This window comes from Sphingobacterium alkalisoli, assembly GCF_005049105.1.
GTDB lineage: Bacteria > Bacteroidota > Bacteroidia > Sphingobacteriales > Sphingobacteriaceae > Sphingobacterium > Sphingobacterium alkalisoli.
The window spans coordinates 82,678-103,370 of sequence record NZ_SUKA01000005.1 but is presented as its reverse complement, the minus strand read 5'-3'; the positions used below and the strand labels follow the sequence as shown (position 1 = coordinate 103,370).

Genomic DNA, 20,693 nt, shown 5'->3' with positions numbered 1-20,693 from the left:
GGACTATTTCTTAATAAATTTTACGGAACACCAAGTATCCAGCTTCTTACTTTCTCTAAAGAATAAGTTTAAACTTTCACACTTTTCCCGGATAGCCATTAAATCCTCTTCATAATAAAATCCACTCATATACAATTCTCCACTTTCGGTCAATGCTCTCGCATACACTTCAAGTTGATCCAGTAGAATATTACGATTAATATTTGCCAGAATAATTTCAAAGACACGATTTTCAATGACTTCTTTCGATCCCAAATGGGATGTAATGTTTGTAATCTTATTCAACTTTTTATTCTCTTCTACACTATCGACACAAATGGAATCGAAATCTACAGCCATAATTGACTTAGCTCCTTTCTTAGACGCTAAAATAGCGAGTATACCCGTACCGCATCCCATATCTAAAACCCGCTTATCCGCAAAATTGTTTTCCAAAATAAAAGAAAGCATCATAGATGTCGTTTGATGGTGGCCTGTACCAAACGACATTTTAGGATCTATAATAATTTCGTATGCATATTCAGGGTGCGGTTCGTGAAACGTTGCTCGCACATAACACTGATCATCTACGACAATAGGGTTAAAATTACTTTCCCAAAGTATATTCCAATTCTGCTCTGCTAACTCGATAATTTCGTACGCTATATGAAATCCAACTGCTTGCGTCAAAACAAGCGTTTCCAAAGCCTGAACATCTAGATTAGCAGAAGGTATATAGGCTATAAAGCCATTTTCGACGTCTTCAAAGGTATCAAAACCAATATCACCTAATTCGGCAATAAACAAATCCCTTTGCCAATCTTCTATATCAGAAGAATTAAAAACTACTGAAGCATACTTCATTTTATGTATTAAAAACTTTCACAATCTCTAAGAAGTCACGGGATTTTAAAGAGGCACCTCCAATTAATCCGCCATCAATATCAGGTTGCGAGAATAAAGTACCGGCATTCGAAGGGTTGCAACTTCCGCCGTAAAGGATAGTCGTATGATCAGCAATTTTCTGATCGTATTGATTAGCCACAGTTTCGCGAATAAATGCATGCACCTCTTGAGCTTGTTCTGGAGAAGCAGTCAACCCGGTGCCGATCGCCCACACCGGTTCGTACGCCAATACCACTTTAGCGAATTCTTCGTTTGAAAGGTGAAATAGCCCTTTTTCCAATTGAGCTTTTATGACGTCAAAAAACTGAGCCGATTCACGTTCGTCTTTTGTCTCGCCAATACAGAAAATAGGTGTTAGATTATGTTTTAGTGCTACCTTTACTTTTTCTGCCAAAACCTCATCCGTTTCTCCAAAATAAGCGCGGCGCTCAGAGTGACCTAAAATTACATGAGAAGCTCCAACTGATTTTATCTGAGAAGCTGATATCTCGCCAGTATAAGCTCCCGATTCCGCCTGGTAGATATTTTGCGCCCCTATAGTTACATTAGATGATGATGAAGCCAATTTTCCTAGACTAGACAAGTGTATAGCCGGACTGCAGACGACTACTTCCTGCGTGCCAATGACCTCGTCTTTTACCATGTTAACGATTTCGGAAAAAAGACTAACACCTTCTTCGTAATTCAAATTCATTTTCCAGTTTCCTGCCACAATGTTTTTACGCATAATTATTTATTTTTTAGTATTGATGATTCTATTTCTTAATTCGTATGTATTGTCGAATATGCATCTGTAATATTTTTCATCCATGGATGTGATATTCTCCTGTTTGACGGCCGCTTTGCGTTCAAGCATCTTATAAAATGCCTGAAATTCGTAAACCTCGGTTTGCGTGTCAGTAAGCCATAAAAAGTCCGGCACAAATTTGGGAATAAATTTTGACATTGCAGCCTGTACACCTACCCCGATAACAGTTCCGGTATTAATTTTAGATTGGATACCCAACATACTCTGATCCCCAATAACCACCCCACATTTCAACAAAGCCGTATCGCGCAGATCATCATCAGCATAATCATACATCTTTACAGTCTTCCAATCATTCTTCAGATTTGAATTTGTAGTTCCAGCACCCAAATTACATCCTTCGCCAATTACGGCGCAACCAAGATACCCTTCGTGTCCTTTTGCGGAGTTACCCCAGATAACAGTATTGTTTATCTCTCCGCCCACGGTACTGTTATCCCCAATTGTTACATTCGGATATATCCTTGTCCCGGATTTCACTCTACTGTTTCGACAGATCGCCACAGGACCTCTTATAGTGACACCACTCTCTACTACTGCACCTGAAGCGATATAAATTGGCCCCGAAGACGAATCTAAGTATGCATGTTGTACATTTGCCCCATTTTCAATATACAGCTCGTCGCCAACAACTTGATTCGAAGCAGCTTCCTTCTCAAATCCTTCCAAGTTCTTAACATATCCGAGGTCGAAAACAATCTGATCTGCATTAAATTTAAATATATCTTCCGGATAACAAACCCTTTGTAGTTTTTTATGAAAAAAGACCACATTTCCTATCCCTCTATCCGGTTCATCAAATTCTGTCAGATCTTCAATATAACTCGCTATCCATTCACCTTTTTGATCCCATAGAGATTGCCCTAGCTTTAGGTTAAATAATGAATCTATAAGATCTGCTTGAGGTAATATGTTAGCACTCAAAATCAAAACCGCTTCGGCAGCTCTTACTTCCAAAGGAAACTTTTCGCTTAAGTAATCTATTGTCCAATGACTTACCGTACAGCCAAAGATTATTTCCCATTTGCGCTCCAACGTATGGATCCCAACGCGCAAATTACCAACAGGTCGAGTGGCTACTAACGGAAGTAAGTGTCGGCGACTATCGATGCGATCGAATAAAAGGAGCTGAGAAAACATAACCATAAAAATACAAAAAATCCCGATAAGAGACTTATCGGGACTTTAGATATACTAAAATATAATCTACCTGACTATTTTTTATTGTAGCGTGTACGGAACTTATCGATACGTCCAGCAGTATCAACTAACTTCATTTTTCCTGTATAAAACGGGTGTGAAGTGTGAGAAATCTCTAATTTCACTAATGGATATTCATTACCATCTTCCCAAGTAATTGATTCTTTTGTATCTACACAAGATTTAGTTACGAAAGCATAGTCATTTGACATATCTTTAAAAACAACTAATCTGTAGTTTGATGGATGCAAATCTTTTTTCATTTTATCTTATGATTACTATATATTCAACAATTGAGGTGCAAAGATAATTTATTATCAGCATAAAAGCAAGATAATATTTCATTTTATTACTTTTTATGATGCAGCATTTTACGATTATATTTTAGCAACATTACATAGCAAAAGTAGCTAGAATTTATGGCTAAAATATCACGACTTTTCTCTACTTTTGCTGATTATTCGAAAAATACAAAATCATGAGTATTGCACTATCCGAACAGGAACAACAACGCAGACAAAATCTTCAAGGCATCATCGATTTAGGGATCAATCCATTTCCTGCTGATGAATTTGAAGTGAATGCTACTGCTGAAGATATATTAGAAAATTACGAAAGAGACAAACTCAATTATAAGAGCATACGGATTGCCGGTCGCATTATGAGCCGCCGCATTATGGGAAGTGCTTCTTTTATTGAAATCCAAGACTCTACCGGACGGATTCAGTCTTATATAAAACGCGACGATATATGTCCCGATGAAGATAAAACTTTCTATAATACTGTTTTCAAAAAGCTATTGGATATCGGGGATATTGTGGGTATTGAGGGATATGTTTTTACCACACAGACGGGTGAGATTTCAGTTCATGCGCAACAGATTACTATTCTAACCAAATCTTTACGTCCACTACCCATTGTAAAGGAAGCCGATGGCAAAACTTTCGACGCGTTTACAGACCCTGAGCTACGTTACAGGATGCGTTATGTGGATTTAATTGTTAATTCGCACAACAAAGATATCTTTGTAAAACGCACGAAGCTATTCAGCGCAATGCGTAATTTCTTCAATGAAGCGGGCTATATGGAGGTAGAAACGCCGGTACTTCAAGCTATCCCCGGAGGTGCTACCGCCAGACCATTCATTACGCATCACAATGCATTGGATATCCCTTTATACCTTCGCATTGCGAACGAATTATATCTGAAACGGCTTATCGTCGGGGGATTTGATGGTGTATACGAATTTTCCAAAAACTTCAGAAATGAGGGCATGGATCGTACACACAACCCTGAGTTTACGGTCATGGAAATTTATGTAGCTTATAAGGACTACAATTGGATGATGAATTTCACTGAGCGTCTTTTGGAGCATTGTGCAACTGCCGTAAATGGCACAACAAAAGCAACATTTGGGGATAAAGAGATCGACTTTAAAGCACCTTTCAAACGCATTTCGATGACTGATGCCATCAAGCATTTCACAGGTTTTGATATCACCGGCAAATCGGAAGCAGAATTACGAACTGCAGCTATTGAAATGGGAATAGCCGTAAATGAAACAATGGGTAAAGGAAAATTAATTGATGAAATTTTTGGAGAGAAATGTGAAGGGAACTTCATTCAACCAACCTTCATCACAGATTACCCCATCGAAATGTCGCCCCTTACTAAAAAACACCGCGATAACCCAGCACTTACGGAACGATTTGAATTGATGGTATGTGGTAAAGAAATTGCAAATGCATACTCCGAATTAAATGATCCTATAGATCAACGTGAGCGTTTTGAAGATCAATTACGCCTGTCCGAAAAAGGAGATGACGAGGCCATGTTTATCGACCAGGATTTCTTACGCGCGCTTGAATATGGTATGCCACCAACCTCCGGCTTAGGAATCGGCATGGATAGATTGATTATGTTCTTGACAAATACTCCATCTATACAAGAAGTATTATTCTTCCCGCAAATGCGCCCTGAAAAGACCATTAAAGCTGCCTCCGATGAGGATTACATCAAGCAGGGAATCCCCTCGCAGTGGATTCAGGTTCTTCAGAAAATGGGCTTCACAACCATCGAAGCACTTAAGGAGGCAAACCCAAATAAAGTATTTAACGATCTAGGAGGAATGCGCAAAAAGATGAAGTTAGATATCCAAATGCCGACCAAAGATGATGTAGTAAATTGGTTTAACTAGCTGTATAAAACGAAAGGTCTGGAAAATTTTCCAGACCTTTCGTTTTATACAGCTAGTTATTTTACGCAGAAATTGATATGCCTTCTACATCTTTCAAAACTTCTTCCCCCGCTTCTTTCTCTACCTTTTGCCACGTAATATAAGAGTGTACTAGCCGTCCGTCCGACAGAATAGGATCAAACGATTTTTGATATAAAATATCCCCTTCAAAATCAATTTTTCTTAGCTGTTTTCCACCTTCCCAATTTGGAAATAAAGAAGTCTGGATAGAATATGAAACACTTGCCGCTTTATTGTCGACAGTATATTTTCCGCTAAAAGCGATGTACCCTCTCATTCTTTCAGATAGCTCGACTTCTGTCGCATTCATGCGGTCTCCAGAAATATATTTTTGTTCTTGGGAAGCGGAGATCTGAACTGACATATGGCCGTCCGGAGCATATATTAATAAGCCCTTAGGCGATTTTCCCATTGGAAAACCAGAATCTCCACCATCTAACGGAAGTTCGATATACGATAGTAAACGCCACGTTCCTACAAGTTCATTTTTTAGTGATGCCATATGCTTTATATAATTTACTATAATAACGTTGAAAGAGCTTATTTAGTTTGTCACAAAACCGTGGTAATATCACTTTCTTTATTTAAAAATTTAGTACCTTTAAAAAAGGTTTTAATTGTTATGATTTTATCCCGTGTCGACACTGTAACGCAGATTTCCAAAGAAGATTTTATAGAAAACTATTACAAACCTCAGCGGCCAATCTTGATCAAAGGACTGGCAAAGCAATGGGAGGATTTTGACAAATGGAATCTAGATTATATCTATGAGAAAGTAGGTGATCAAGAAGTGGGTCTATACGATAATAAACCAGCTGACCCCAATAAGGCTACAGATGAACCGGTTGTAAAGATGAAATTCAGGGATTATCTCAATCTCATCCGTTCAACACCTTCCGACTTGAGAATATTCTTTTACATCATCACGGATCATCTTCCTGAATTATTAAAAAATTTCACCTATCCCGATCTTGGTTTTAAATACTTCAAACGCATTCCCACTCTGTTTTTCGGTGGCAGTGAAGCGCGGGTACTGATGCACTACGACATTGACTTGGGCGATCTTTTACATTTTCAGTTTGAGGGTAAAAAGCGTGTAGTACTTTTTGCGCCCAATCAGTCACCTTTTTTATATAAAGTTCCACTATCGGTACACACGGTATACAACATTGACTACGAAAATCCTGATTATGAAATGTTTCCAGCGCTAAAGCATGCCCAAGGTTACGAGATTTTCATGGAACATGGTGATGCGCTGTTTATGCCTAGTGGATATTGGCACTTCAATCGGTATTTGGAACCTGGGTTTTCTATATCCCTACGATCCTTCCCTACTCATCCATCTCGTTTGCTAAACATGCTTAGCGAGGTTTTTGTTATCCGCTATACAGATAAGGTGATGCGTAAGCTTTTCAAAAAGAAATGGGTTGATTACAAACAACGTAAAGCATTTAAAAAAAGTCACAAAGCACTTCAAAATCATCTTCGTACACTTACAACATCTAACCTTTCATGAGATGTCCATGCGGAAGCGAAGAAGATTTCAGATCATGCTGTGAAATAATACACCATAATCTTTTCAGAGCTGAAACTGCTGAGCAATTGATGCGCGCTCGATATACGGCTTTTGCAGTAGGTAATATCGATTTTATCTACAATTCCTTTCATCCGACAGCGCGTCGGTTCCAAAGTAAACAGGAAATCAAATCTTGGGCTAACCAAAACAAATGGATACAGCTTGAAATTTTAAATTCAACGCGCACAACTGTCGAATTTAAAGCACACTATCTAGATCAAAACTTCAACCTAAATATACATCACGAAAAATCCACATTTAAAAAAGTTCAACATATTTGGTATTATGCAGAGGGTATGTTAACAAAATAACCTTTAACACAAACTTAATCTTACTTTCATAGCGAACTAATAATAAACTGCGATATTTGAATAAATAAAAAATATCATTATGATCAAAGATTTAGAACTAACATCACTAGAAACCTTCTTCGAGAAAGCAGAGCTGCTTTACGACGGAGATGACTATGTCGTTTTAGAGGACTAAGAGGGCAGTTTACTTAAACATATCCGTTTAAGTAATAAATTTAAACAAATACAATCCAAACATATGTTAATAATGAAAGGCTAATCTTGTTTAAGATTAGCCTTTCATTATTAACCATTTTATCAACTAGCTACTGAAATAAGCACGAACATTTTTGCCTTCCATCCAGTTCATAAAAGCTTTGTTTACCACCTTATTTCCGCCAGGAGTTGGATAGTCGCCCGAAAAATACCAGTCCCCTTTATGATCAGGACAAGCTACATGTAAGTTATCCAGGGTTTGGAAAATTACTTCTAATTCAGCTTTCAGATCATGTGGTCTTACAATAGCAGCGATCTCCCTTGAAATTTCATCATCCGTAAAAGGTTCGTAAATTGCCTTGACATAATTCTCTACCTCATCTTTCGGTTTGGTAATAGAGGCCAGACATTTTTGGTATACCTCCTCAATAATATGCGACATTCCATTTTGCTTCAATAAAGATATCGCCGCTTCAAACGCGACGAACTCACCCATACGAGACATATCAATACCGTAACAGTCCGGATAACGAATTTGAGGAGCCGAAGATACAATAACGATCTTCTTTGGATTGAGGCGGTCTAGAATCGTTAAGATCGATTGTTTTAAAGTCGTGCCTCTTACGATCGAATCGTCGATAGCTACGATTGTATCTTCATGGTCTTTTACGATTCCGTAAGTAGTATCGTAGACATGCTGAACCATATCTTGGCGATCGGCATCTTGTGTAATAAATGTACGTAATTTCGCATCCTTAACGTTCAGTTTTTCAAAACGGGGATGAAGGTTTAAGATTTCCTCCAATTCTTGGTCAGAAATTTTATCGTCACGGTTTAAAAGCACATTCTTCTGAAAATCCCGAACATACTGGTTGATTCCCTCCATCATTCCATAATACGAAACCTCGGCCGTATTAGGGATAAAAGAAAACACCGTATTATTTATATTTTTATCAATAGCTTGCAATACCTGCGGGCACAGTAGGTGTCCTAAAGCCTTACGTTCCTTGTAAATATCCGCATCCGAGCCTCGAGAGAAATAAATACGTTCAAAAGAACACGACTTCTGTTCCGCTGGTTGTCTAAACATCTCTTCCGTTACCGTACCATCCTTTTTCGCAATAAGCGCGTGACCTGGTTTTATTTCTTTAACCGTATTTAACGGGACATTAAAAGCGGTTTGTATAACTGGTCTTTCAGATGCGACTACTAATATCTCATCGTCTTGATAATAAAACGCTGGACGTATCCCCGCGGGATCCCGCATTACGAATGCATCTCCGTGGCCAAATATACCTGCAATCGTGTATCCACCATCCCAGGTCTTCGCAGAGCGAGTAAGTATTTTAGCAACATCAAGATTCCTACCTATCTGCGCGCTGATCTCAATATTGGAATATCCTTCATTTTTAAACTGGTCGAAAAGTTCTTGATTCTCATCATCTAAGAAATGTCCAATCTTTTCTAAGACAGTGATCGTGTCAGCTTGTTCCTTAGGATGCTGTCCAAGATCATACAACTGTTGTAGCAGCTCGTCCACATTTGTCATGTTGAAGTTGCCCGCCACCACTAGATTACGCGTCATCCAGTTATTTTGACGTAGAAATGGATGACAGCTTTCAATGCTATTCTTACCGTGGGTGCCATAGCGTAAATGCCCCAGCAAAACCTCCCCCGTAAAACTAACATTGTCCTTTAACCACTGCGTATCCTTTGATTCCTCCGGATATGCCTTATTTACCGCCGCAAATTTTTTCTGAACGTACTCAAAGATATCCGCTACCGCTGTTGACCCCATTGCCCTATATCTACTGATATAGCGATTTCCTGGTTTTACATCAAATTTAATGGTTGCGATCCCTGCTCCGTCCTGTCCACGGTTATGTTGTTTCTCCATAAGAAGATACAGTTTATTAGTCCCGTAATAGGGCGTACCGTATTTTTCTTGATAATAAGACAGGGGCTTTAATAGTCGAATAAGTGCAATACCACACTCGTGTTTTATAGCGTCACTCATAGCTTGAATTGATGCTGCAAAGGTAGTAATATTTTAAACATTATCTACACAGTAAAAAACATCAATTTACGAGAAATGACATTTGATACATAAAAACAAAGCCACGGCTTCAGGAGAAGCCGTGGCAATAATTCAGGTGAAAATTGAGGGAATATTATAGTTTTTCGCCGTGTTGCGATAAGTCTAAACCAATTTCTTCTTCTTCTTCCGTAACACGTAGCGGAGTGACTGTATCCGTTACCTTCAACAAGATGAAGGCCATTACTAACGTAAAAACAGTGGCTCCTACTAAACCTATTACGTGTGCAACAAATAGAGATGTTTCACCAAAAAACAAACCATTTGATTCCACGACAGAGTTTATGGATTGATGTGCAAACACTCCAGTAAGCAACATACCTACCATACCACCAACACCATGACTAGGAAATACGTCTAATGTATCATCCAATTTTGATTTCGTTCTCCAATCAATAACTAAACGGCTAACAATTGCCGCAACAGCGCCGATGACAAGAGAATGCGGTACGGTAACAAAACCAGCTGCCGGCGTAATAGCCACCAGACCTACCACGACTCCTATGCATACCCCCATTGCTGACGGTTTAATACCTCGTGCTGCATCAAAAAAGATGTAGGTCAAGGCAGCTGCTCCAGAAGCTGTAGAAGTAGTTGCCAATGCAGTAGCTGCCAATTGAGAAGCCCCAAATGCGGACCCCGCATTAAAACCGACCCAACCAAACCACAACATACCGGTTCCTAACAGTACATATGTTATACGTGCAGGTGTATGTTCTTTGAAATGCTTACCCTGTTTAAGGTAGATTGCTGAGGCCAATGCAGTGAGACCGGCTGACATGTGCACCACCGTACCACCTGCAAAATCCAGCACACCCATTTTAAATAGAACGCCATCAGGATGCCAAGTAGCATGCGCTAAGGGAGCATAAATAAATATAAAAAACAGCGCAATAAATAAAACATATGAAGTAAACTTGATGCGCTCAGCAAATGCCCCCGTAATCAAAGCAGGCGTGATAATCGCAAACTTTAATTGATACATTGCAAATAACGTAAAAGGAATAGTAGGCGCTCCACCCCAAGGTGCCCCATCAACAACTCCGTTGAACATAAAATACGTAGTCGGATCGCCTATAATACCTCCAACAGAATTACCGAAGACAAGTGAAAATCCGAATACAACCCAAATCACTGCGACAACCGCCATACAGATAAAACTTTGCAGCATCGTTGAAATAACGTTTTTCTTTTTAACCATACCTCCATAAAAGTAGGCTAAACCCGGTGTCATAATCAAAACTAAAGCAGTTGACGCCAACATCCAAGCGACATCGGCACCATTATACTCATACTCTCCCCCATTGCCCGGTAAAGAAGGGTTGAAAAATGCCAAGACCACAACCAAAAACATCAATAAAATTGGTAAAAATGATTTTTTCCCTGATAAACTCATAACATATTATAATTATTTGAAGCAAAAATACATTTTTATTAATAAATTCAAATATAATACATTATTTTTTTTAAAAATTTTAAAAAAACACCAAAATAACTCAAAAACAAACACTGAAACCCAAAACAGCTCTACCACTCTTAAGCAAATGCGCCCTTATATTACAACATATATATTTATTTATACGTAAACCCATCAAAATAGTAGGATGATAACAACGTACATTATGAAAATTCAAAAAATTCTAGACCAGATATTTTCTGTAACGCCAATATAAAGCATACCATTCGATTCTTTAAGTGGATAGATATCTATATAGTTACCCTGCCCCGGGGCCCCTCTTCCATCTATCAAATTAAACCGGTGTCGATGATAAGGACAAACGATATCTTTCCCTTCACACCAGCCATGAGACAGATTTGCCCCCGCATGCGGACATTTTTTAGAAAATGCAATCCATTTATCGTCATTCCAGACTAAGCAAAATGATTTTTCAGACAATTCAACAAGTTGAATTATAGATTTCTCAGAAAGATAATGACTAGGTATCTCGATCCACTTCATAGAAACTATTTTTATAAAAAACTTTTCTAGACTGTAACAATTAAGTATTATCTTTAAATTTAGCTAAAATGCTTTGCATTAACGAACCGAACGTAGTGAGCTTATGCATAAACTTTGCTTTCATACGCAACTACGTCTGACCGACGAATCAAATAATAGGAATGGAATATATAAAACAAGATAAACGTGTCTAAAGACTTAAAAAAAAGATTTGACCGTATAGTAGAAATCCTCGTGCAATTACAATCTAAGCGAGTCATTAAAGCTAAGGAGCTTTCAGACCGTTTTGAAGTAAGTCTCCGCACGATATACCGTGATATAAAGAGTCTCGAGCAAGCTGGGGTTCCAATTATCGGCGAAGCGGGAACAGGTTACAGTCTGGTGGAAGGATACAAACTCCCTCCCGTAATATTTACCAAAGAAGAAGCAATGAGTTTCGTAGTTGCCGAAAAGCTGACACAAAAATTTTTAGACAAATCCATTGGTGGTCATTTTACAACAGCCATGTACAAAGTAAAAGCTGTATTAAAAATGAACGACAAAGACGTAGTCGCGGCCATAGAAAACCAGATTGTAATGAATAAAAGCAACTACGATATTTTCAATCACGAAGTTCCCCATGCGTTTACCACCTTTTTCGAAAGTATTTCAAATCAGCAACAAATCAAATTATGCTACCGGGGTGCTTCAGATGATTCACCACAGACCCGCATTATCGAACCCATTGGCTTATTTCATGAAAGCGGTTTTTGGTATATCGCAGCCTATTGTTTAAAACGAGAAGCCTATCGCCAATTCAGAGCTGATCGCATACATTCTATATCGTTGACTTCGGTAAGTTTTTCCAAAGATCACATTTCCATTGGAGATTTTTTAACAGGTCGCACGGTAAACGTTCAACGAACCTATGTTCGGATCGCCGTAGATAAAGACATTGCCAGATACCTCCAATGGGAACGTAATTTTTATGGGTTTATATCACAGGAAGAAAAAACAAAGCATACTGAAATGACGTTTGAGACCCGCAGTATTGAAGAGTTTGCGAGGTGGTATATGATGTTTGCAGATAAAGCCATCATTATAGAGCCAGACATTTTAAAAAAATCCGTACGTGCTCTCGTCGATAAGAGTCTAAAAAAAATTAATTCATAGCACCTCCCTATTTTATTTTCGCATATGATCATTATCGATGAAAACATCCATTTAGTACAAAGTAGCGTATCACATGCCGAAGCATTGTTTGAGGTCGTAGAGCAGAACCGGGAACACTTATCCAAATTTCTACCTTGGGTACAGAACATACAGGAAGTAGACGATTTTTCAAGCTACCTAGCAAAATGCAGTACGCTTATTGAAGTCGGCACCGAAATCAGCTATGAAATCATCGTGAGCAACCGAATTGTTGGAAGAATAGGCATCCATCATATCGACAGACATAATCAATGCGCTTCTATAGGTTATTGGCTTACAGAACAAGCGCAAGGTCGAGGAATAGTCGTTCGGGCCTGTAGGCAGTTAATCAGTTATGCATTTGATACACTTAACTTGAATCGAATAGAAATATTAGCCGCAAAAGAAAATGTAAAAAGTCAAGCCGTCCCTCAAAAACTTGGTTTCACTAAAGAAGGGATTTTACGACAGGTTGAAAAAGTGAATGACAAACTACATGATCTGGTCGTTTATGCTGTATTGAAGGAAGATTGGGATAAAACTAAAAATTAAAAACACCACTAATTTACTTAGCGGTGTTTGCAAATTACTATCTATCCCAGAAAAACGGTGGTTCAATATTTAGCGCCCTCAAATACACATATCCTTGCGCCCGATGATGGATTTCGTTATCGATAAAATACAAGATATTATGAATTATTGGAAATTCGTATTCGCCAAATAAATTGAATTTTTCATGAAACCGCTCGTCAGATATCTGACCGTACAGTTCATTAATCTTAGGTGTCTCCGCATCCCATTTTGCTAATAATTCCTCTTTCGTATTTAAAGGAAGATTATGATTGTATCCGTTGGTCGAATTGTTTACGATCCCCTCCAGTCCGGGGCCAGCTATAGACAATAGCTCCTTTACCAAGTCAGCAAATGTTCGCATCCCTCCTACGGAAAACGAAAACAATTCCTGTTCTGGAAACTTCTCAATAGTCTTACGGGTTAATGTACGATGGCCTTGCCAATGACTTAATAACTCCTCTTTAGAAATAATCGCTGTGTTCATATTCTTTTATATTTAATTGATAGATCAAAGTTACTGCCCGTATTGACACCCTTTTGTCAGCAGCACTTTTTTACTATAAAAAAACAAGAAAAAAATCCCTAAACTGCAACGTTTAGGGATTCGCTATCATTTTATAAAGCTAAGTTTTAGTTAGCCTGATTTCTACGGATGATGTTTAACGCACCACCAGCTTTGAACCATTCAATTTGTTGCGCATTATACGTATGATTTACCAAAATTTCCTCTGATGATCCATCAGTATGATGCAATACGACCGTCAACGGTTTATTTGGCGCAAACTCCGTTAAACCTAATATATCAATTGTATCGTTTTCCAGAATTTTATCGTAATCATCCTTATTCACGAAAGTGAGTCCCAACATACCTTGTTTTTTCAAGTTTGTTTCATGGATACGTGCAAAAGATTTTACCAGTACAGCACGAACACCCAAATGACGTGGTTCCATCGCAGCATGCTCACGTGAAGAACCTTCACCGTAGTTTTCGTCGCCTACTACAATTGTACCAATATCCGAGGCTTTGTAGGCACGTTGAGTAGCAGGTACCGGTCCGTACTCACCTGTTAGCTGGTTTTTAACAAAGTCTGTTTTATCGTTGTAGAAGTTTACTGCACCGATCAACATGTTGTTTGAGATATTATCTAAGTGACCACGGTATTTTAACCATGGACCAGCCATAGAGATATGATCTGTAGTACACTTACCTTTAGCTTTGATCAATAGTTTCAACCCTTTTAGATCAGTACCTTCCCAGGCAGCAAACGGCTCCAACAACTGAAGACGATCGGACGTAGGAGATACTTCCACGCTAACGGATGAACCATCAGTCGCCGGAGCTTGATATCCCGCATCTTCCACTGCAAATCCTTTTGCTGGTAATTCATCACCAGTAGGCGGATCTAGTTTAACCTGTTCACCATTTCTATTCGTCAGCGTATCGGTTACAGGATTAAATCCTAAATCACCCGAAATTGCAATAGCAGCAACCATTTCAGGCGAAGTTACGAAAGCATATGTATTTGGGTTACCGTCGGCACGTTTTGCAAAATTACGATTGAACGAGTGAACAATGGTATTCTTCTCTTGTTTATCTGCTCCTGCACGATCCCACATACCAATACATGGGCCACATGCATTTGTAAATATCGTTGCATTCAAGTCTACAAACGTTTTCAATAAGCCATCACGATCTGCTGTATAACGTACCTGCTCAGAACCGGGATTAATACCGAATTCAGCTTGTGTTACCAGACCTTTTTCGATAGCCTGTTTAGCAATTGAAGCGGCACGGGACAAATCTTCGTAAGAAGAATTGGTACATGAACCAATAAGACCCCATTCCACTTTTGTAGGCCATCCATTTTTTGAAGCCTCTTCACGCATCCGTGAAATTGGCGTATATAAATCTGGGGTGAAGGGACCGTTCAAAGACGGCTCTAAATCCGATAAATTAATTTCGATTACCTGATCAAAATATGTTTCTGGATCAGCATATACTTCGGCATCAGCAGTCAGATGTTGTTTAATCGCATTAGCTGCATCAGCTACATCTGCACGATCGGTAGAGCGTAGATAGCGTTCCATCGATTCATCGTAACCAAATGTTGAAGTTGTCGCACCTATCTCCGCACCCATATTACAAATTGTCCCCTTACCAGTACATGATAACGATTCAGCGCCATCGCCAAAATATTCTACAATACATCCCGTACCACCCTTTACCGTAAGCAGACCAGCTACTCTTAAGATTACATCTTTAGGAGAAGCCCAGCCACTTAATCTACCGGTTAGTTTTACCCCGATTAATTTAGGAAATTTAAGCTCCCAAGGTAATCCAGCCATCACATCACATGCATCTGCACCACCCACTCCGATAGCTAGCATCCCAAGACCACCTGCATTGACCGTATGCGAGTCGGTACCGATCATCAATCCACCTGGAAAAGCGTAATTCTCCAAAACAACTTGATGGATAATACCTGCTCCCGGTTTCCAAAAACCAATACCGTATTTATTTGATACCGAACTTAAAAAGTTAAATACTTCCGAACTCTCTTGTTTTGCCCGTGTTAAATCCTGCTCCGCTCCATCTCGGGCTTGAATCAAGTGATCACAGTGAACAGTAGAGGGAACAGCCGCTTGCGGGCGTCCCGCTTGCATAAACTGTAACAAAGCCATTTGAGCCGTTGCATCCTGCATCGCTACGCGATCTGGTGCAAAATCTACATAAGATTTACCACGCTCATAAGCTTCAGCAGCATTACCGTTCCAAAGGTGGGCATACAAAATTTTCTCCGAAAGTGTCAATGGTTTATTTTCAACCTGACGAGCCGCAGTAATACGCTCATCATATTGAGAATAAACCTTTTTGATCATGTCTATATCAAAAGCCATTTATATAAAATTTTTAATTTACTAAGTTTAACAACTTACTTGAATAAGTCATTGATTTAATGTTGGACACAAAACTACGAAAAATCAACCTTTTAACGCAATTAAATACGGCATTGGTTCAATTTGGAAAAATTCTAAACAAGCTAACAAGGAATTTATAAAAAAATGATAATCAGATATTTAAAATCAGAAAAAACTTATTTTATATTCTCATTAAAGCATACGATATAAGCTGTCTAAACGGCTTGCAGACTCGTGTCAATTGCCTTTAATTCCTTTATAGTTTCCAGTGGCGTGTCCGAATTGAACACAAAGGATCCGGCAACCAATACATCTGCACCAGCTCGAATCAATTTTGCTGCATTCGCTATAGTCACCCCACCGTCTATTTCTATATGCAGATTATCGTTAACTCCGGCAGCTAACGCGCGTAATTCTCGAATTTTCGTATATGTCTGTTCGATAAACTTCTGTCCTCCAAAACCCGGGTTAACCGACATCAGACATACCAGGTCAATGTCGCGGATCACATCTTTCAAAAGTTGCACGGAAGTATGTGGATTTAGGGCCACCCCAGCTTTGCAACCCAACTCCTTAATTCCCGCAAGCGTACGATGCAGATGCGTACACGCCTCATAGTGTACCGTAATCACTGCTGCACCACTATCTTTGCATGTTTTTAGGTAACGATCCGGATCCACAATCATCAAATGCACATCCAATGGTTTTTTAGCATGCTTTGAAATAGCTAGCATCACTGGAAATCCAAAGGAAATATTAGGGACGAAAACACCATCCATTATATCAATGTGAAACCAGTCTGCTTCACTTTCATTAACCATTTCAATATCCTTGCGCAAGTCTGCAAAATCTGCCGCCAATACAGAAGGTGCAATCAGGTGTTTTGTTGTTGACATAAGTTTATGTTTTCGTGCAAAGGTAAGTATATTTCCACTTTTTTTTGCGGACAACTTTTTAATTATTTCGAGACGACCGCGTCGTAGGTTATCCCTGTTCTACACTAACATTGAAATAGCAGCACTTCATATAAAGCTCATTAATCATTCAATATCAAAGTGTTGAAACTATAGGTTAAAAGAACTTTTGATCTATAGAAAATGCCAAACGTCTATTAGCCACTATTGTAAAAAGGCGCTAAACACCCTTTAACCGCTACGTATTCTCAAAACGGTATCCTTATCCGCTCTCAGTAGAATGCACCAATATATCATATAGCGTCACTTTTTATATAAATAAACAGTACATATAAATATCATTATATTTTGACTTATAAATAGTTAAATAATGAAAAATTACACATATAGTTAAAATCTATGGGTGAATTTTGATATGTTTTTTTGTATTCTTCCTTCAGGCTCTCCGAAATCGCACAATATTATTTACATTTGTTTAAGAACTATTTACCTTGTTTTTTTATAGTGGCTAAACTCAAAATAAATTACGTCAATTCGAAACTTCAGAACAATTCTGCCGTTTTAAAATACGGTATGGTTATTCTTACCATTTTTCTTATTTGTATATTCTTACCGAAGCAACCTCGCTTCCGCTATGAATTTCAGAAAGGAAAAGTGTGGAATCACGAAAACCTGGTGTCTCCCTATAATTTTGCTATACTAAAAACAAAGGATGAACTCGACAAAGACAGGCAGCAAATTTTAAAAACCGTTCAACCGATATACAATTTACAGGCATCAATTGGTAAAGAACAGATCGATCAATTCCTCACCGATATTGCGGAAAAATGGCAGGCATCTCAATTAGATACAGTTGAAGCACTTAATATTGAAGATTATAAAACATCTGGCGTAGCGCTGCTTACCTACATTTACAATAGGGGTATAATGTCCCTTAATAACCGGTACCAAATCAAAGGTGAGGACGCTGAAAAAGTAGATCCTACCGCATCGAATTACAACTTCACATTGATGAACGATAATCTGGCCCAGCAAAAAAACACTGCTGATTGTTTCACTATTGAAATGGCCAACAATTACGTAAGCCAAACATTGGCCAAGAGTAAAAAGATCACCCATAAAACTTGGCTTGTGGATGTACTTAGAAATTATGTCACGGTAAACCTGATTTACAACGAACCCCTTACCAATAAAATTGAACAAACGGCCTTAACAAACATCTCGACAACAAGAGGGATGGTTCAAAAAGGGGAATTAATTGCCGAAAAAGATAAGATCATTAACAGTGATACTTATCAAAAACTGGAGTCGCTTAAGAAAGTATACGAAGACGAAGCCAAAATAAGTGGAAATCAGAATTATGTTATACTCGGCCAATTTTTAATTGTGGGATTGGCAATGAGTCTGCTAATGGTTTTTTTATTTTTTTTCCGCCGACATATCTACAACAACAATCGCTTGTTGTTAATCATTTACATCGTAATTATATCCATGCTGGCTGTGCTTTCTTGGGCAATAGCAATACAAATCCCCAGCCTTTATTATATCCCCTATTGCGGCGTACCCATTATATTCCGTATACTGTTTGACACAAGGGTAGCGCTAAATATACATCTACTGATGGTATTGGTTGCAGCTCTTTTTGTACCGAATAGTTACGATTTCGTTTTTTTACAAATCATGGCGGGGCTCGTAGCCATTTACAGTATAAAGACTATGGTAAAACGGGAGCAGTTCTTGATTTCCAGCGGATTAATACTTACCACCTATATCATTGCTTATATTGGGTTGGTGCTCACACGCAACGGGTCGTTTCACAACATCTATTGGAGCGAGTTAATACCCTTTATTGTGAGTGTAGGTCTAACTCTATTAGCCTACCCTCTTATTTATGCCTTCGAGAAACTTTTCGGAATCGTTTCCGATCTTACCCTAATGGAATTGACCAACAGTAACTCCAAGCTGCTAAGAGAGCTATCACTTAAAGCACCTGGCACCTTCCAGCATTCCTTACAGGTAGCAAACCTGGCCGAAGCAGCCATTTATAAGATCGGCGGTAATCCACTCCTTGTACGCGCCGGAGCCCTGTACCACGATATAGGTAAAATGACCAATCCCCTCTATTTTATCGAAAATCAAAAGACAGGAACCAGTCCGCACGAAGAGCTAACCCCTGAGCAGAGCGCTCAAATCATTATATCACACGTCCTAAAAGGAACAGAAATTGCCCGTCGCAATCAGTTGCCCGAAGTTGTCATCGATTTTATAAGAACACATCACGGCACGACCCGGGTAGATTACTTCTACAACGTCTTTATCAAAAAAAATCCGGAGAAACTGGTCGACGAGACAATATTTCATTATCCCGGTCCGATTCCTTTTTCAAAGGAAACCGCGGTATTGATGATGGCAGACTCAGTAGAAGCTGCTTCTAGGACGCTAAAAGAGCCTACCCAACAGTCTATCAGCAAACTAGTTGACAAGATCGTTGAGCACAAACTCATGCAAAAACAATTTACGGAATCAAACATTACGATGAAAGATATCAGTGATGTATCTGAGATTTTTAAATCCATGTTAATGAGCATACATCATGTCCGCATTGACTATGATTTGAGCAAAAATGAAGAATCAGATTAAAATAAATTGATTGTCAGAAGGTTAATTTAAATACCTAGTTTTTTCTTAAAAAAACGGCATTTTGACTTTGCAGAATGAAAATTTTGATTTATGTTTGCACTGTCGAAACCCGGAGAGGTGCCTGAGTGGCCGAAAGGAACAGTTTGCTAAACTGTCGTACTGGAAACGGTACCGCGGGTTCGAATCCCGCCCTCTCCGCCAAGACAAAATAAAGCCCAACTGCAAAGTTGGGTTTTGTTGTTTATGGACTTTTGCAAGCTTGCTTGAACAAAAGGACTTAACAACAAACCTGAACGAAGTGAAGGGCGTTATTTTGGGTTGAAGCCTCCCCATCTACGGGATCATGAAATAATCCCGCCCTCTCCGCCAAGACAAAATAAAGCCCAACTGCAAAGTTGGGTTTTGTTGTTTCACTCCCTTACCTACTTTTCATTAAGATACTTCCAGTATCGTTTGGGCACATGCTGTATATGCAATTTTAGATTTTTACGTTCCTTAATATTGACCGAATTAAAATATTGATTCCACAATTTACTGTATAGCAATTCCGATTCATGCCCTGCTAGCGTAATCGACTTTTGATCTATTCTCCTACCCGATCCAAACTCAACTTCTTGTACCAGATCGCCATCATAATATATTCCATACTTACGCTTTACGTCATATATTATCCACTTCTGATCGGCATAGCGATCTTTAAAATGTTTACTTACTAATGGCAAGACATTAAAATCAGGTTCGACAATAGCGAAATAAATACCATCGTCCAGCAGTTGAAAGCGGACAAAAGCCTTCATACGATGCCGTTCCCTCGAAACAGATTTCACAATCTTTTTGACCTCCAATACATCCCCATGTGCGTAGTTTCTCGAAGCAGGTACTTTGGTCCGCAGATAATACTGCGTGGTTCGCAAAATCAACAACTCCCTGCCCCATTTTTCGGAAAGAAAAACATGATACAGCTCCAAATAGCCCTTTTGTCCTACACTAGCAATGATCCCCTTTGTAACCCGGGCAGATTTTACATCATCCGTCGTGACATACATTACGGCAGAGGTGAATAAAAGCGGTTGACTTGCTTCATCTTCAATTTCAATAGTGCTTACGTTATACTTATAAGCATATACATCAAATATCAGCGATAAGACCCCTTTCCAGGTTCCATCATATCGCAATACATGCTCTTCCAT

Annotated in this window: 18 protein-coding genes and 1 tRNA gene; 7 read left to right on the top strand and 12 right to left on the bottom strand. The window is 38.9% G+C overall.

Features of this window, described 5'->3' with window-relative positions; all coding sequences use genetic code 11:
• Positions 1–3: 3 nt before the first annotated feature.
• The 4 genes from prmA to FAZ19_RS16015 form a co-directional block, all read right to left on the bottom strand.
• Positions 4–843: a 50S ribosomal protein L11 methyltransferase gene (gene prmA, locus FAZ19_RS16030; RefSeq protein ID WP_136821764.1), complete on the bottom strand. Its 840-nt coding sequence runs from the start codon at positions 841–843 to the stop codon at positions 4–6.
• Between the two features lies 1 nt (position 844).
• Positions 845–1,612, bottom strand: a complete 768-nt coding sequence (gene tpiA, locus FAZ19_RS16025) for a triose-phosphate isomerase (protein WP_136821763.1) — start codon at positions 1,610–1,612, stop codon at positions 845–847.
• Positions 1,613–1,618: 6 nt separating this feature from the next.
• The gene (locus FAZ19_RS16020) at positions 1,619–2,833 is read right to left on the bottom strand and encodes a putative sugar nucleotidyl transferase (RefSeq protein ID WP_169305679.1); all 1,215 of its coding nucleotides are present in this window, start codon (positions 2,831–2,833) and stop codon (positions 1,619–1,621) included.
• 74 nt (positions 2,834–2,907) lie between these two features.
• Positions 2,908–3,156 (bottom strand): type B 50S ribosomal protein L31, encoded by a 249-nt coding sequence (locus tag FAZ19_RS16015; RefSeq protein ID WP_136821761.1) that lies wholly within the window; start codon positions 3,154–3,156, stop codon positions 2,908–2,910.
• Positions 3,157–3,371: 215 nt separating this feature from the next.
• On the opposite strand from FAZ19_RS16015, the gene lysS reads away from it, so the two are divergent.
• Positions 3,372–5,090, top strand: a complete 1,719-nt coding sequence (gene lysS / locus FAZ19_RS16010) for a lysine--tRNA ligase (RefSeq protein ID WP_136821760.1) — start codon at positions 3,372–3,374, stop codon at positions 5,088–5,090.
• A 61-nt stretch (positions 5,091–5,151) separates the two neighbouring features.
• Here lysS and FAZ19_RS16005 read toward each other — a convergent pair whose 3' ends face one another.
• Positions 5,152–5,652 (bottom strand): lipocalin-like domain-containing protein, encoded by a 501-nt coding sequence (locus tag FAZ19_RS16005; protein WP_136821759.1) that lies wholly within the window; start codon positions 5,650–5,652, stop codon positions 5,152–5,154.
• A gap of 120 nt (positions 5,653–5,772) precedes the next feature.
• On the opposite strand from FAZ19_RS16005, the gene FAZ19_RS16000 reads away from it, so the two are divergent.
• Together FAZ19_RS16000 and FAZ19_RS15995 are read left to right on the top strand one after the other, a co-directional pair.
• A complete protein-coding gene (locus FAZ19_RS16000) occupies positions 5,773–6,666 on the top strand; it encodes a cupin-like domain-containing protein (RefSeq protein WP_136821758.1) in 894 nt (297 codons plus the stop codon).
• Entirely contained in the window at positions 6,663–7,037 is a 375-nt protein-coding gene (locus FAZ19_RS15995) for a YchJ family protein (RefSeq protein WP_136821757.1), read from the top strand. Before FAZ19_RS16000 ends, FAZ19_RS15995 begins: the two co-directional genes overlap by 4 nt.
• Before the next feature lie 301 nt (positions 7,038–7,338).
• Here FAZ19_RS15995 and FAZ19_RS15990 read toward each other — a convergent pair whose 3' ends face one another.
• The 3 genes from FAZ19_RS15990 to FAZ19_RS15980 all read right to left on the bottom strand — a co-directional run bounded on the left by FAZ19_RS15990 (position 7,339) and on the right by FAZ19_RS15980 (position 11,287).
• Positions 7,339–9,249, bottom strand: coding sequence for an amidophosphoribosyltransferase (locus FAZ19_RS15990; RefSeq protein ID WP_136821756.1), 1,911 nt, complete (start codon positions 9,247–9,249; stop codon positions 7,339–7,341).
• A gap of 154 nt (positions 9,250–9,403) precedes the next feature.
• Positions 9,404–10,723 (bottom strand): ammonium transporter, encoded by a 1,320-nt coding sequence (locus FAZ19_RS15985; protein ID WP_136821755.1) that lies wholly within the window; start codon positions 10,721–10,723, stop codon positions 9,404–9,406.
• Positions 10,724–10,957: 234 nt separating this feature from the next.
• Positions 10,958–11,287, bottom strand: coding sequence for a Rieske (2Fe-2S) protein (locus FAZ19_RS15980; RefSeq protein ID WP_136821754.1), 330 nt, complete (start codon positions 11,285–11,287; stop codon positions 10,958–10,960).
• Positions 11,288–11,473: 186 nt separating this feature from the next.
• Here FAZ19_RS15980 and FAZ19_RS15975 point away from each other — a divergent pair, with 186 nt between their 5' ends.
• Both FAZ19_RS15975 and FAZ19_RS15970 read left to right on the top strand, forming a co-directional pair.
• On the top strand, positions 11,474–12,439 hold the full coding sequence (locus tag FAZ19_RS15975; protein WP_136821753.1) for a helix-turn-helix transcriptional regulator: 966 nt from the start codon (positions 11,474–11,476) through the stop codon (positions 12,437–12,439).
• 24 nt (positions 12,440–12,463) lie between these two features.
• Complete coding sequence (locus FAZ19_RS15970; protein ID WP_136821752.1) at positions 12,464–13,009, top strand: GNAT family N-acetyltransferase; 546 nt, start codon at positions 12,464–12,466, stop codon at positions 13,007–13,009.
• 37 nt (positions 13,010–13,046) lie between these two features.
• Here the strand turns inward: FAZ19_RS15970 and FAZ19_RS15965 are convergent, their stop codons facing one another.
• From FAZ19_RS15965 to rpe, 3 genes are all read right to left on the bottom strand, one after another.
• Positions 13,047–13,514, bottom strand: coding sequence for a DinB family protein (locus FAZ19_RS15965; protein ID WP_136821751.1), 468 nt, complete (start codon positions 13,512–13,514; stop codon positions 13,047–13,049).
• Positions 13,515–13,660: 146 nt separating this feature from the next.
• Positions 13,661–15,928 carry an aconitate hydratase gene (locus tag FAZ19_RS15960; RefSeq protein WP_136821750.1) on the bottom strand — a complete coding sequence of 756 codons (2,268 nt, stop codon included), beginning with the start codon at positions 15,926–15,928 and terminating at the stop codon, positions 13,661–13,663.
• 236 nt (positions 15,929–16,164) lie between these two features.
• Positions 16,165–16,845 carry a ribulose-phosphate 3-epimerase gene (gene rpe / locus FAZ19_RS15955; RefSeq protein WP_136821749.1) on the bottom strand — a complete coding sequence of 227 codons (681 nt, stop codon included), beginning with the start codon at positions 16,843–16,845 and terminating at the stop codon, positions 16,165–16,167.
• Between the two features lie 522 nt (positions 16,846–17,367).
• On the opposite strand from rpe, the gene FAZ19_RS15950 reads away from it, so the two are divergent.
• Positions 17,368–19,503 (top strand): HD family phosphohydrolase, encoded by a 2,136-nt coding sequence (locus FAZ19_RS15950; RefSeq protein ID WP_136821748.1) that lies wholly within the window; start codon positions 17,368–17,370, stop codon positions 19,501–19,503.
• A 111-nt stretch (positions 19,504–19,614) separates the two neighbouring features.
• Positions 19,615–19,704 (top strand) — tRNA-Ser (locus FAZ19_RS15945).
• 221 nt (positions 19,705–19,925) lie between these two features.
• Here FAZ19_RS15945 and FAZ19_RS15940 read toward each other — a convergent pair.
• On the bottom strand, positions 19,926–20,693 hold the full coding sequence (locus FAZ19_RS15940) for a TIGR03915 family putative DNA repair protein (RefSeq protein ID WP_136821747.1): 768 nt from the start codon (positions 20,691–20,693) through the stop codon (positions 19,926–19,928).

Excerpts from the sequence above, each read along its gene's own strand:
- prmA (WP_136821764.1), bottom strand. The coding sequence starts at position 843 with ATGAAGTATGCTTCAGTAGTTTTTAATTCTTCTGATATAGAAGATTGG.
- tpiA (WP_136821763.1), bottom strand. The coding sequence starts at position 1,612 with ATGCGTAAAAACATTGTGGCAGGAAACTGGAAAATGAATTTGAATTAC.
- FAZ19_RS16020 (WP_169305679.1), bottom strand. The coding sequence starts at position 2,833 with ATGTTTTCTCAGCTCCTTTTATTCGATCGCATCGATAGTCGCCGACAC.
- FAZ19_RS16015 (WP_136821761.1), bottom strand. The coding sequence starts at position 3,156 with ATGAAAAAAGATTTGCATCCATCAAACTACAGATTAGTTGTTTTTAAA.
- lysS (WP_136821760.1), top strand. The coding sequence starts at position 3,372 with ATGAGTATTGCACTATCCGAACAGGAACAACAACGCAGACAAAATCTT.
- FAZ19_RS16005 (WP_136821759.1), bottom strand. The coding sequence starts at position 5,652 with ATGGCATCACTAAAAAATGAACTTGTAGGAACGTGGCGTTTACTATCG.
- FAZ19_RS16000 (WP_136821758.1), top strand. The coding sequence starts at position 5,773 with ATGATTTTATCCCGTGTCGACACTGTAACGCAGATTTCCAAAGAAGAT.
- FAZ19_RS15995 (WP_136821757.1), top strand. The coding sequence starts at position 6,663 with ATGAGATGTCCATGCGGAAGCGAAGAAGATTTCAGATCATGCTGTGAA.
- FAZ19_RS15990 (WP_136821756.1), bottom strand. The coding sequence starts at position 9,249 with ATGAGTGACGCTATAAAACACGAGTGTGGTATTGCACTTATTCGACTA.
- FAZ19_RS15985 (WP_136821755.1), bottom strand. The coding sequence starts at position 10,723 with ATGAGTTTATCAGGGAAAAAATCATTTTTACCAATTTTATTGATGTTT.
- FAZ19_RS15980 (WP_136821754.1), bottom strand. The coding sequence starts at position 11,287 with ATGAAGTGGATCGAGATACCTAGTCATTATCTTTCTGAGAAATCTATA.
- FAZ19_RS15970 (WP_136821752.1), top strand. The coding sequence starts at position 12,464 with ATGATCATTATCGATGAAAACATCCATTTAGTACAAAGTAGCGTATCA.
- FAZ19_RS15965 (WP_136821751.1), bottom strand. The coding sequence starts at position 13,514 with ATGAACACAGCGATTATTTCTAAAGAGGAGTTATTAAGTCATTGGCAA.
- FAZ19_RS15960 (WP_136821750.1), bottom strand. The coding sequence starts at position 15,928 with ATGGCTTTTGATATAGACATGATCAAAAAGGTTTATTCTCAATATGAT.
- rpe (WP_136821749.1), bottom strand. The coding sequence starts at position 16,845 with ATGTCAACAACAAAACACCTGATTGCACCTTCTGTATTGGCGGCAGAT.
- FAZ19_RS15940 (WP_136821747.1), bottom strand. The coding sequence starts at position 20,693 with ATGGAAGAGCATGTATTGCGATATGATGGAACCTGGAAAGGGGTCTTA.